This window comes from Microbispora sp. ATCC PTA-5024 (assembly GCF_000511135.2).
Classification (GTDB): domain Bacteria; phylum Actinomycetota; class Actinomycetes; order Streptosporangiales; family Streptosporangiaceae; genus Microbispora; species Microbispora corallina.
On sequence record NZ_KI866528.1, the window covers coordinates 312,349 to 323,413 of the forward strand.

Sequence of the window (11,065 nt, forward strand, 5' to 3'; positions counted from 1 at the left end):
AGGGCGGCCGCGGCCCGCGCGACCCGCACGGCCTCGGCCACTGTCGCGCCGTCGATCCCGGCGCTGACCGCCGCGGCCACGGCGGCGGCCGCCGCCAGGGCGACCCCGGTGTTGTGGGTGAGCCTGCTGACGTCGGCCACCCGGTCCACCAGGACGCCGAGGTCCGAGGACGGCACGGCCACGCCGACCGGCGTGATCCGCATCGCCGCGCCGTTGGTGTCGCCGTACCGGCCCGCCTCGTCGACGCTCGCCCCGGCCAGCACCCGGGACACGGCCCGCTTGGTGGAGGGGCCGAGGAGGTCGAGCGACCCTCGGGCGCGCATGGAGTCCTCCCACGCGACCAGCCGCCGCGCGAGCTCCGCGGGGTCGGCCGTCCCGTGCCCGTCGAGGAGGAGGCCGGCCACCAGCATGGCCTGCTCGGTGTCGTCGGTCACGGCGCCCGCCGGCATCCCCGCGGCCAGGGGGTGATCGGGCGGCGCCGGGTGGAAGCCGTCCACGACAGGCCCGTACCGCTCGACGACGAGCGGGCGGGGCAGCATCTGCGTCGGCATGCCGAGCGCGTCGCCGATGGCGAGCCCGTACAGCGCCCCCGCCGCGCGCGCGTCCTGGTCCGGGGGCGTCACGCCGGACCCCGGTCCCTCGTCGTACGGCGCGGGGGTCACGAGAGCCCGCTCTCGCTGAAGGTGAGGAAGAGCTGGAAGTGGTCCGGGTCGAGGAGGCTCTCGACGTCCTCGGCGAAGGCGCCTGCGGCGGACCAGCTCGTACGGCGGGTGGTGAGGAACCAGGCGCCGGGCTCGCGGCCGAGCAGGCCGGCCTCGCGGCCGTCGAGCCGGCGGCCGCCCATGCGCTGCTCCCCGTGGTCGGGGCGCAGGCCCGCCCGGCTCAGCTCCTCGGTCAGCGAGCCGCCGTCGAGGCCGCGCTCGGGCAGGTCGCGCAGGCCGTCAACGGCCGGGAGGCAGCTGCGCTCGTAGGACACGACGCCGCCCCCTGCCAGCTCGCGGAGCCGCTCGACCACGACGACCTCGGGTGAGGGGAGGCTCAGCCGTTCGGCGAGCGCGTCCTCCCGCCGCACGGCGACGGTCAGGACGCGCACCCGGGTCTCCACACCCTGAGCGGCGAGCGCGCGGGCCCACCCGAGCCGGGTGTCGAGGGGACGGCCGTCGAACAGGACGAACGAGCCCTTGCCGGTCCGCGTGGTGATCAGCCCGGCCTCGTTGAGCTCGGCGAGCGCCGAGCGGACCGTGGTGCGGCTCACGCCGAAGCGCCGCGCGAGGGTCGTCTCGCCCGGGAGCCTGCTGCCGTGCGGCACCCGGCCGGAGCGGATCTCCCGCTCCAGCGTGATCAGCACCCGCTGGTGCTTGGGACGTCCGACGTCGGTCACCGGCCCCCCTCCGGGGCGGCGAGCGCGCCGATCACGTCGTCGAGGGTCACCACCCTGATCAGCGGGCCGTACAGCCGCATGACGTCCAGCGCCCTGCGGTGGGCGTCGTCGTCGACCCCGGCGCAGGCGTCGGCGGCGACGTGGACCTCGACGCCCGCGTCGGCCGCCGCGAGGGCGGTCGACAGGACGCAGCAGTCGGTGGACACGCCGGCCAGCACGAGCGGCCGGTCCCCGACGGCGGCCGCCAGGGCGGGGGTCCACTTGCCGAACGTCACGGCGTCGACGGTCGGCCCGGCCTGGGCCGCGAACGCGTCGACGATCCGGTAAAGGGGGGAGCCGGGCGGCTCCAGCGCGAACGGCCACTGCTCGTAGTAGGCGACCCAGGCGCCGGACGGGACGTCCGGGGCGACGAACCGGGTGAACGTCACCCGGGGGGCCAGGGCCTCCACGAGCCGCCGTACGGGCTCGACCGTCTCGGCGAAGCGGGGGGTGAACCAGGGACTGCCGGGGTCGGCGAACACGTTCTGCATGTCGACGACCGCCAGCCAGGGAGCCCGAGAGGTCACGCCCGCGCCTCCTCCGGCGCAGGGGCCTGACTCTCCTGGGCGCGCACGCCCGGCCGTCCCAGGAGCAGCGTCGCCGCGAAACCCAGCGCGAGCGCGACGAACACGCCCAGGTTGGCGTACGCCCAGGAGCCGTCCCTGCCGCCGAGCCCGAGCGGGCCCAGCAGGTAGCCCTGCCACTTCAGCCACCCGGCGGCGCCGTTGGTGACCAGGCCCCAGCCCGCGACGGTGGCGACGACGAGCACCGCGACGGGCAGCGCGCGGACGTCGCCGTACCGGCCGGACGGGCGGTAGAGGTCGGTCTCGTCGTAGTCGCGGCGGCGCAGCGCGATGTCGGCCAGCATGATCCCGCACCAGGCCGCGACCGGCACTCCGAGCGTGATGAGGAAGCCCATGAACGGCCCGAGGAAGTCGCCGGAGACGAAGACGATGTAGATGGTGCCGAGGATCATGATCACGCCGTCGACGAAGGCGGCGACGTACCGCGGCACCGGCAGGCCCGCCGCGAGCAGCGCGAGGCCGGAGGAGTAGATGTCGAGCACCGCGCCGCCGACCAGGCCGAGCACCGCGACCAGCGCGAACGGGACGAGGAACCACGTCGGCAGGATCGTCGTGAGCGCCCCGATGGGGTCGGCGGCGATGGCGCCGTTGAGCTTGTCGTCGGAGCCCGCGAGCAGCAGGCCGAACACGAGCAGGACGAGCGGCGCCAGCGACGCACCGAACGTGGTCCACCCCACGACCCCGCCACTGGACGAGGCCCTCGGCAGGTAACGCGAGTAGTCGGCCGCCGCGTTCACCCAGCCCAGCCCGAACCCGGTGGCCATGAACACCAGCGTGCCGATGAGCTCCTGCGCGGAGCCGGAGGGGAGGGACGAGACCGCTCCCCAATGGATGTGGCCGGCCACGAGCACGACGTAGACGACCGTCAGGACGCCGGTGACGACCGTGATCACGGTCTGCAGGCGCATGATCACGTCGAAGCCCATGACCCCGGCGACGACGATCAGCACGCTCACCAGGACGAGCGCGCCCACCTTCGTGGCGGTGCCGCCGCCCAGCCCCAGCCGGGAGAACACGGTCGCGGTCGCGAGCGTGGCGAGCGCGGTGAGGACGGTCTCCCAGCCGACGGTCAGGATCCAGGAGATCGCCGACGGCAGGCGGTTGCCGCGCACGCCGAACGCCGCCCGGCTGAGGACCATGGTCGGCGCCGACCCCCGCTTGCCGGCCACCGAGATCAGCCCGCAGAGCAGGAAGGAGAAGACGATCCCGAGCGTTCCGGCGATCAGGGCCTGCCAGAACGAGACGTTGAACCCGAGCGCGAAGGAGCCGTAGCTGAGCCCGAGGATCGAGACGTTGGCCCCGAACCAGGGCCAGAACAGCTGCCGGGGCCGCCCCTTGCGCTCGGCGTCCCCGATCACGTCGATGCCGTGGGTCTCGATCCTCGCCTGCCGCGCCGCGGCGGGGACCGCGCCCGTGCCCTGTGTGTCCGTCATGGCACCCTACCTGTCTAGACCTGTTCGACGAACGGTAAGGGCAGGGCAACGCCCGCGCAAGGGGGCGTTCAGGGACGGTGGACGGGCGCCGGGCAGGAGAGCCCGAGCTGGGCGTACACCTCAAGCTGGTCGTAGAAGACCTGCTGGCTGACGATCAGGCCGTTCTCGACCCCGAAGACCCAGCAGACGCGGGCGGCGACGCGGCGGCCGGTGCCCTGGATGACCTCGCCGTCCGGCAGCGTGAACGGTCCGGTGTGCGTGCCGGCGGCCATGCTCGTCGCGGCGACCTCGTCGCCCTCCGTAATCGTCTGCCAGACCGTGAACGTCACGTCAGGGAAGCCCGTCCAGATCAGCTCGTAGTAGGAGAGGATCTGATCCCGGTTCTCGCTCTGCCCGGGAGGTCCCACGGAGGCCGCCTGCGGGGCGAAGCAGCTCAGGACCGCCTCCGGGTCGTGGGCGTTGTAGGCCGAGAAGAAACGGTCCACCACGCTCACCGCGTTCACGACGTCCGGCATGGGAAGCCTCCCTCCTGGGCGTGTGTCTCAACGGTACCGGGGGCCGGCCCGCCGCTCCCGCGGAGCCTCGTCGTCCGATGCAGCCGACCTGCTGCTTCTCGGTGTGCGAAGCCCGCATCATGCCGTACGGCACGGGTAGGCCACGCTGCTCGGCAGAAGGGAGGATCGCCATGGCGATCCGGCGTGACCACACGGAGGACGACCCGCGCACGTCGCCGTCGGCGCCCCAGGACCGCAGTACCCGGATCACCCGGGGGATCGCCCGCGCGACGGCGATGGCGGGCTCCTTCCCGGCGATCCTGGTCGCCGCGCTCCTCGCGCTGGCCTGGGTGGTGGGCGGGCTGTTCGTGTCCGGCGGCTACGGCGACACCGGCTACCAGCTTCCCGTCTCGACCGTCTCCTCGATCGTCACGTTCGTGATGGTCTTCGTGATCCAGTCGAGTCAGAACCGCGACAGCCGCGCGCTCCAGGCGAAGATCGACGCGCAGAACGACGTGCTCGCCGCCGTCGCCCGCCACTTGGGCCTGGAGAACGACCAGTACCTGCTGACCCGGCTGGTCGGGCTGGAGGAGGCCCCGGAGGCGGAGATCGACCGGGAGCAGCGCAGGGTCCGCGGCAGCGCGAGCAGGACCGCCGACGTCCCCGGCGAGGACGAGGACGACGCCTGACGACGTCCACCACGTACCGGGCAGGGCGGGCGGCCGTCAGAGCCAGCCGCTGTGCCGCGCGACGCGGACGGCCTCCATGCGGTTGCGGGTGCCGGTCTTCATGATGCAGGACGACAGGTGGTTCCTGACCGTGCTCTCCGACAGGTGGAGGCGCCCCGAGATGTCGGCGGCCGTCGACCCGTCCGCGGCGGCGATCAGCACCTCCCGCTCGCGCGGCGTCAGCGGGCTCGGCCCGGCGCTCAGCGCCGCCGCGGCCAGTGCGGGGTCGACGACCGTCTCGCCCGCGAGGACCCGCCGTACGGCCTGGGCCAGCTCGTCGACCGGCCGGTCCTTGACCACGAAGCCCCGGGCCCCGGCGTCGAGCGCCCGGCGCAGGTAGCCCGGCCGGCCGAACGTGGTCACGATGATCACGGCGCACCCGGGCAGCGCGGCGCGCAGGTCGCCCGTGACGTCGAGCCCGCTCCCGCCGGGCAGCTCGATGTCGAGCAGGACGACGTCGGGCCGGACCCGCGTCGCGGTCGGCACGGCCTCCTCGGCGGAGCCGACCTGCGCCACCACCTCGAGGTCGTCCTCCAGGTCGAGCAGCGCGGCGAGCGCGTCCCGCATCATGCCCTGGTCCTCGACGATGAGCACCCGGGTCGTCATGGCCCTGCCTCCACTCCGGCGTGCGGGACCTCCGCGGCGAGGACGAACCCGCCCGGGAGGCTCGTCGCGCGCAACCGGCCTCCGGCCGCCGCCAGCCGCTCGCGCAGGCCGCGCAGCCCGCTCCCGGACGCGGCCGCCGGATCGCCTCCCGCGCCGTCGTCGCTGATCTCCGCGAGGACCGGGTCGACGTCGCGGCGGACGGTGATGCGGCACCGCCGCGCCCCCGAATGCCGCACGACGTTGGTCACGCCCTCGCGGACCACCCAGCTCAGCAGCATGTCGGTCTCCGGGGACAGCGCCGGTCCCGACTCCTCGACCACGCACTCGATGCCGGCCGTCGCCAGGGCGGCCCGAGCCGTGTCGAGCTCGAAGGCGAGGCTCGCGTCCCGGTACCCGGTGACGGCCTCCCGCACCTCGGTCAGGGCCTGCCGCCCGATGGCCTCGATGTCCGAGGCGTGCCGCACCGCCGCGGCGGTGTCGCGCGGCGCGAGCCGCCGTACGGCCTCGGCCTTGACCACGACCATCGAGAGCGTGTGCCCGAGGAGGTCGTGCAGGTCGCGGGCGAAGCGCAGCCGCTCCGCCGAGACGGCGGCGGCGGCCAGCTGCTGGCGGGTGCGGGCCAGGTCGGCGATGACCTCGGCCATGCGCCGGAAGCCGTACGTGGTCATCCCCGCGAGCAGTGAGGTCACCCCGGTGCCCCAGAGGGCGTCGCTCCAGGAGCCGGAGACCGCCGCCTGCATCGCGCCTCCGGCGAGGGCCGTCACGGCGATCAGCGCGGGAGCCGCGCGCAGCGGCATCACGGCGGCGACGGCCACGGCGAGCAGGCTGTAGAGGGTGAACCAGTCCCCGGCGGGGAAGGCGGCGGTCGCGGCCACGGTGACGACGGCCAGCAGCAGGACGAGCGCCTGCGGGATGCGCCTGCGGACCGCCCAGGGACGGCGCGCGGACGTCAGGGCCGTGACGAACGACCCGCCCGCGACGGCGGCGGCCGCCCAGACGGCCCAGGCCGGGGCCGCCTCCCCGGCGGACGCCAGCGGGGCGACGAGCACCAGCGCCGCCAGTGCCAGCGCGGGCAGCGGCCCCTCGGCGAGCGCCCGCCATCCCCGCGGACGGCACGCGCCGTTCCGCTGGGTGGAGAAGGCCGCCATGCCCGCCATTATGGGCGTCCGCGATCGCTGCGGCGACGGCGCGCCTTCACGCTCCGATGAGCCGGCGCCCTGTGGCGTCCGTTCGTCACGATCGGGGTCCGCGGGCGGCGGCGCCGTCCCGGCAGGTCGCGACGGCACCCGAGGTGCGGGGACGTCCGGTGCCTTCGGAGCCGGCGGCGCCACTGACATGCCCTGCGCCGGGGCGGAGACGGGCTGCGCCTGGGTGGCGTTGGTCGCGGTGGAGACGGGCGCCGCACCGGGCACGGGACGGTGTCGCGGGTGGGCCGGCGGGTCCGGCCGTACGGACTGGGGGCGGCCGGTGGGCGCGAGGGGCCGGGTCATCGGTCGCGTCCCGTCCGCCGCACGGTGCCGGTGAGCCCGCCGATCAGCACGGCGGCCACCGCGAGGTGCATGCAGGCCAGCGCCGCCTTCGCGCCCCCGGTCACGCCGCCGAGCGGGCCGGTGAGGGAGACGGCGAACACGACCGCGGCGATGACGAGCCAGACGGCGCGGGGCCGCGGCACGTTCCTCTCCAGCAGGGCGATGAGGGCGAGGGCGGCAAGCCCGCAGAGGGCGCTCGTGACGGCGACGGCCGCGGGCCCGACGTTCTGGACGCCCGTTCCGGCCGACGCGCGCAGGTCGACTCCGGCGACCGGGCCGGCGACGGCCCACACGGCCAGCGCCGCGGCGACGGAACCGAGGACGGCCAGGAGCCGCGGCCCCCAAGCCGTACGGGAACGGGTGGAGTTCGGGGTGGTGGTCAGATCGGATGCCATCGGGAGGTCCCCCTTCACGGGCCGGGCGTGGCGTACGCCTCGACGCTAGAAGCGGGGGAGGTCTCTCCGGCAGAGCGGTATGTCGCCTCCTCACCAGGACGAATCGCCTAGACGGCGCTGTCCCGGTCAGGCGGAGGCGGTGTCCTCGGACTGCGGGCGCCGCCCGGGGACCGGGCCCCTCCTGGCGGCCTCGATCGCGTCGTCCACTGTCGCCTCGACGAGGAAGGCGGTGCGCAGCCCGGTGATGGTGAGGATCCGGTCCAGATGAGGCGGCACCCCGGTGAGCACCAGCGGGCCCTCCTGCTCATGGCTCTGGTTGAGCAGCAGGACGAGCACGCCCACGCCCATCGAGTCACAGAATGTGATCCCGGCCAGGTCGAGGATCAGCGCGGCGGGCTCCGCCGCCTCCCAGGCCTCCTTGACCTGTTTGTGGAACAGCGGGGCGTGGTGGTAGTCCAGGTCACCTGAGGCCCGGGCGACGATGAAGTCCTCGTGCAGCCCTAGGGACACGGCGAAGCTCTCGGACGGGTCGATCTGGTCGGCCATGGGATTCCTGTCGTCGGCTCGCAGGGGTCAGGGCGAGCGTCTCCTGGTATGTCTACCAGGCATTCGAAGGAGTCCCCGCCGTGGGTTGCGTCGTGTTCGCCGTGGCACCGGCGGTGTGCGGGCGCCCGCACACCGCCCGAAGGCGTCCACGATTCCCGTCCCGCGCGTCGGTTCACGGACGCGCGCGGCCGTCGCCCGGGCCCCGCACCGGTTCCGGCGCAGCGGCGAGGCCGGGATCAGTGGGCGTGGCGCCCGCTCCCGGCGTCGCCCTCCGCGCCGCCGCGCCAGCCGTCCCGGTCGCGCCAGTCGTCCCGGTCGCGCCGGTCGTCCCGGCTCGCGTCCGTGTCCGGGACGCTGTCGATGCCTGCGTCCGTGCCGGTGCCGGTGCCGGTGCCGGTGTCCGCCTGGGTGCCGGTGTCCGTGCTCACGTTCGTGCTCGCGTCCGTGCCTGCGCCGGTGTACGCGCCGTACGGGTCGTCGTACGCGTCCGGGCGCGCCGCCGTGCCGAGCGCGTCGTGCCGGTCCTCCGGGCGGGGCCCTCCGCTGTGGGCGTCAAGGGGCGTGTCCGTGCCGAAGCCCTTGCCGGTGTCCGTGCCGTGGCCCGTGCCGCCGTATGTGCCGTACGTGCCGTACGCGTCGTCGTACGGGACGCGTCGCTCGCCGGCCGGGCCGCCCTCCCGGTGCCGCGTCTCGCCGTCCGGCCCGAGGCCGCCGGCCTCGCCGCCGGCCGTCGCGGGCTCGCCGGCGGGGACCGGGCTCTCGGCGGCCGGGTCCCAGAGGGGCAGGCCGGGCGGGTCCTCGCGCAGGGAGGTGGGCCAGTCGAGGTCGTAGTAGCTGTAGAGGTCGTGCTCCTGCTCTGGGGAGAGGTGGCCGTCGTCGTCCGGGGCCACCGAGGGGGCGTCCTTGACGTACGCCTTCTCGTACGGGACCTCGACGTGATCGGCGACCCAGTCGGCGTCCTTGAAGGGGACGAAGGCCCGCTTGGTCCCGAACAGACCCGTCTTCACGCACAGCCACTCGGGCCGCCCGGTCGCGTCGTCGAGGAAGACGTTCTTGACCTCGCCGACCTTGTCTCCGTTCGGGTCGTACACCGGGTGGTCGAGGACCATGGAGATCTGCTCGCGCGTGATCATCCGTTCCTCCTTCATCGCGTAAACGAACCCTCATGGCTTACCGCCTCGAATGGAGTGAAAACCACTTCAGGTCGTCGAATCGCCCTGGGTGCCATTCAGCGTGCCGCGTTTTCGCAGGTCAATTCGGTGGTTTACGTGTTGTGAGAAATATCTCCATTGGCGCGTGAAAGGTTCATCACCATCAAGGACGAGGATCTTCGAGGCGTTGTCCCCGGCCCGGACCGGCCCTGGTTCCGGCGGCGTAATGTGACGCACATGGGGCGGACCGTGAAAATGACCGCGACCGTCAGCAAGGCGGGGGACCACCTCTACTGCGCCCGGTGCGTGCAGGTCGAGATGGCCTGCGAGGGCCGTACGGTCGACGAGGCCCTGGGCCGTCTCCGCCGGGCGCTGGAGCGCCACTTCCAGGAAAGGCCCCTTCCGCCGCTCCCTCCGGAGGAGCCCATGGTGGTGCCGATCGAGATCCGGGTCCCGGCCTGAACGGCGCTCCTGTCGTTTCGTCGGTCCCGGCGGCTAGCATCGCCGCCGAACGACGTCCCGCGACGAGAGGCCAGGGCCATGACGGAGATCACCGACGACCACATGCGTGAGATGCTCACGAAGTCCAGGCCGTACACGGTCGTGCTGCTCAGGGCGACCCCGAAGCGGAACGAGCCCGGCGCCGACGCCGTGGTCTGGGAGCACGGCCGGCGCAACTTCGAACTGCGGGAGCGCGGCGTGCTCGCGATCGTCTGCCCGATCACCGACGACAGCGGGTGGAGCGGCGTCGGCCTGTTCGACGCCACGCCCGAGGAGACGGCCCGCATCATGGACGACGATCCCGGAGTCAAGGCGGGCGTGTTCACCTACGAGGTCCATCCCGGCCGCTCGTTCCCCGGAGACGCGCTTCCCGCCTGAACCCCGGCGCGATGGCGGGGGTCAGACATCCCTGGAGCTTCGTTGTCAAGCAGCAAGGGTGTCGTGACGGTGTTGCCAAGCGGTGGCGCGGTCGTAGGCGGTGTGAGTCTTGAGGCAGCCGTGCAGGATGAACCGCGCCGGGATTGATGGAGGCTCCATCGGTTGGAAAGGATGGAGCTCATGTCAGGTCGATCTGGTTCCTCGCACCCCTCCCAGCGTCGGTATCCGCCAGAGCTGAAGGAACGAGCGGTCCGGATGGTGCAGGAGGCCGTCGAGCAGTCCGGGGAGTCGTTCGGCGTCATTACGCGGGTGGCCCGGCAGTTGGGCATCGGGTCGGAGTCGCTGCGCAACTGGGTGCGCCAGGCCGAGATCGATGGTGGTCAGCGGCCGGGCACCACCACTGATGAGGCCAAGCGGACGGACGCCCGGGCGGGCCGTCAGCGGACGAAGTCCCTCACCTTCTGGGACACCGATCCCGCCAGCAGCAGCGACAGGTGCCCGATGCAGCCGACGTTCGTGTTGACCGCGCCGTCCAGCCGCACGCTGCCGTCCGGGTTGATGATCTCGTCGCAGGACGACCAGAACGTGCCGTAGTTGACCGGGCCGGGCGTCTCGTCTCCCGCGTTGAGCTGCCTGAGGAACGAGGAGTCGTAGTTCATCTCGGTGCAGGACACGATCAGCAGATCGCACAGGTACGACGCGTTGGTGCCGTGGTTGGGGCCGCCGATGGACGCCCAGTCGTCGACGTACGCCGTGCCGCCGAGGAACTTGAGGTACCAGCGCGAGGACAGCCCGCCCATCGAGTGCGACACGATGTCCACCTTGGCCGCGCCGGTCTGGGCGCGCACCTGCCGGATGAAGGCCGCGAGCTGGTCGGCCGTGGTCACGTTCGACTGCGTCGAGTTGTAGCCCCAGGCGAAGAGCCGGTCGGCGGGCCATCCGTCGTGCTGGAAGTCCGACTTCATCGCGGCCCAGTTCCAGTCGGCTCCGGCCCAGCCGTGGACGAACACCACCGGGTCGGGGGTCGCGGCCCTCGCGGGCGCGAACGGGGACAGGACGGTCAGCGCCGCCAGCAGCGCCGACGTCCAGGCCAGCCGTGATGCACGTGACATGGGGGTCCTCCTTCGCACGGCCCGCCAGGGGGGCGGCGCCGCCGAAAGAGTCCGGCTGACCCGGCTGCGCGCACACCGGTGAAGTCGCCGGTCATTCGTGGACCGGCGGCCTCACGTGCCGCGAAGGCGCGGAGGGGAGACCGTCACGCGTTCGTACAGTCCGGAAAAACGCGATTTCTTCGACAAAG

14 protein-coding genes and 1 pseudogene are annotated in these 11,065 nt (G+C 73.2%); 4 read left to right on the plus strand and 11 right to left on the minus strand.

Going from position 1 to position 11,065, the window contains the following annotated elements; all coding sequences use genetic code 11:
- The 5 genes from MPTA5024_RS38350 to MPTA5024_RS38370 all read right to left on the minus strand — a co-directional run.
- Positions 1–662: ADP-ribosylglycohydrolase family protein (locus MPTA5024_RS38350; protein WP_198167666.1), on the minus strand; the 662-nt coding region annotated here is incomplete at its 3' end.
- On the minus strand, positions 659–1,381 hold the full coding sequence (locus MPTA5024_RS38355; protein WP_036333438.1) for a GntR family transcriptional regulator: 723 nt from the start codon (positions 1,379–1,381) through the stop codon (positions 659–661). The genes MPTA5024_RS38355 and MPTA5024_RS38350, both read right to left, overlap by 4 nt.
- A complete protein-coding gene (locus MPTA5024_RS38360) occupies positions 1,378–1,947 on the minus strand; it encodes a cysteine hydrolase family protein (protein WP_036333440.1) in 570 nt (189 codons plus the stop codon). The genes MPTA5024_RS38355 and MPTA5024_RS38360 overlap by 4 nt, the downstream gene beginning before the upstream one ends.
- Positions 1,944–3,437 carry a purine-cytosine permease family protein gene (locus MPTA5024_RS38365; protein ID WP_036333442.1) on the minus strand — a complete coding sequence of 498 codons (1,494 nt, stop codon included), beginning with the start codon at positions 3,435–3,437 and terminating at the stop codon, positions 1,944–1,946. The genes MPTA5024_RS38360 and MPTA5024_RS38365 overlap by 4 nt, the downstream gene beginning before the upstream one ends.
- A gap of 68 nt (positions 3,438–3,505) precedes the next feature.
- Positions 3,506–3,952: an ester cyclase gene (locus tag MPTA5024_RS38370; RefSeq protein ID WP_036333444.1), complete on the minus strand. Its 447-nt coding sequence runs from the start codon at positions 3,950–3,952 to the stop codon at positions 3,506–3,508.
- A 170-nt stretch (positions 3,953–4,122) separates the two neighbouring features.
- On the opposite strand from MPTA5024_RS38370, the gene MPTA5024_RS38375 reads away from it, so the two are divergent.
- On the plus strand, positions 4,123–4,620 hold the full coding sequence (locus MPTA5024_RS38375; protein ID WP_051459189.1) for a low affinity iron permease family protein: 498 nt from the start codon (positions 4,123–4,125) through the stop codon (positions 4,618–4,620).
- A 36-nt stretch (positions 4,621–4,656) separates the two neighbouring features.
- Here the strand turns inward: MPTA5024_RS38375 and MPTA5024_RS38380 are convergent, their stop codons facing one another.
- From MPTA5024_RS38380 to MPTA5024_RS43135, 5 genes are all read right to left on the minus strand, one after another.
- The gene (locus MPTA5024_RS38380; RefSeq protein WP_036333446.1) at positions 4,657–5,265 is read right to left on the minus strand and encodes a response regulator transcription factor; all 609 of its coding nucleotides are present in this window, start codon (positions 5,263–5,265) and stop codon (positions 4,657–4,659) included.
- On the minus strand, positions 5,262–6,413 hold the full coding sequence (locus MPTA5024_RS38385) for a sensor histidine kinase (RefSeq protein ID WP_198167667.1): 1,152 nt from the start codon (positions 6,411–6,413) through the stop codon (positions 5,262–5,264). The genes MPTA5024_RS38380 and MPTA5024_RS38385 overlap by 4 nt, the downstream gene beginning before the upstream one ends.
- Positions 6,414–6,751: 338 nt before the next feature.
- A complete protein-coding gene (locus MPTA5024_RS38390; protein WP_036333448.1) occupies positions 6,752–7,189 on the minus strand; it encodes a DUF6069 family protein in 438 nt (145 codons plus the stop codon).
- A 126-nt stretch (positions 7,190–7,315) separates the two neighbouring features.
- Complete coding sequence (locus tag MPTA5024_RS38395; protein WP_051459191.1) at positions 7,316–7,735, minus strand: STAS domain-containing protein; 420 nt, start codon at positions 7,733–7,735, stop codon at positions 7,316–7,318.
- Between the two features lie 236 nt (positions 7,736–7,971).
- Positions 7,972–8,868, minus strand: a complete 897-nt coding sequence (locus MPTA5024_RS43135) for a PRC-barrel domain-containing protein (protein WP_198167668.1) — start codon at positions 8,866–8,868, stop codon at positions 7,972–7,974.
- 255 nt (positions 8,869–9,123) lie between these two features.
- Between MPTA5024_RS43135 and MPTA5024_RS38405 the strand changes: the two genes are divergently transcribed.
- The 3 genes and pseudogenes from MPTA5024_RS38405 to MPTA5024_RS44800 all read left to right on the plus strand — a co-directional run.
- A complete protein-coding gene (locus MPTA5024_RS38405; RefSeq protein WP_036333450.1) occupies positions 9,124–9,348 on the plus strand; it encodes a type II toxin-antitoxin system HicB family antitoxin in 225 nt (74 codons plus the stop codon).
- Positions 9,349–9,426: 78 nt separating this feature from the next.
- The gene (locus MPTA5024_RS38410) at positions 9,427–9,765 is read left to right on the plus strand and encodes a hypothetical protein (RefSeq protein WP_036333452.1); all 339 of its coding nucleotides are present in this window, start codon (positions 9,427–9,429) and stop codon (positions 9,763–9,765) included.
- A gap of 180 nt (positions 9,766–9,945) precedes the next feature.
- Positions 9,946–10,191: pseudogene (locus tag MPTA5024_RS44800) on the plus strand (transposase); the annotation flags it as partial.
- Between the two features lie 11 nt (positions 10,192–10,202).
- Here the strand turns inward: MPTA5024_RS44800 and MPTA5024_RS38415 are convergent.
- Positions 10,203–10,877 carry an esterase/lipase family protein gene (locus tag MPTA5024_RS38415; RefSeq protein WP_036333454.1) on the minus strand — a complete coding sequence of 225 codons (675 nt, stop codon included), beginning with the start codon at positions 10,875–10,877 and terminating at the stop codon, positions 10,203–10,205.
- Between the last annotated feature and the right edge of the window lie 188 nt (positions 10,878–11,065).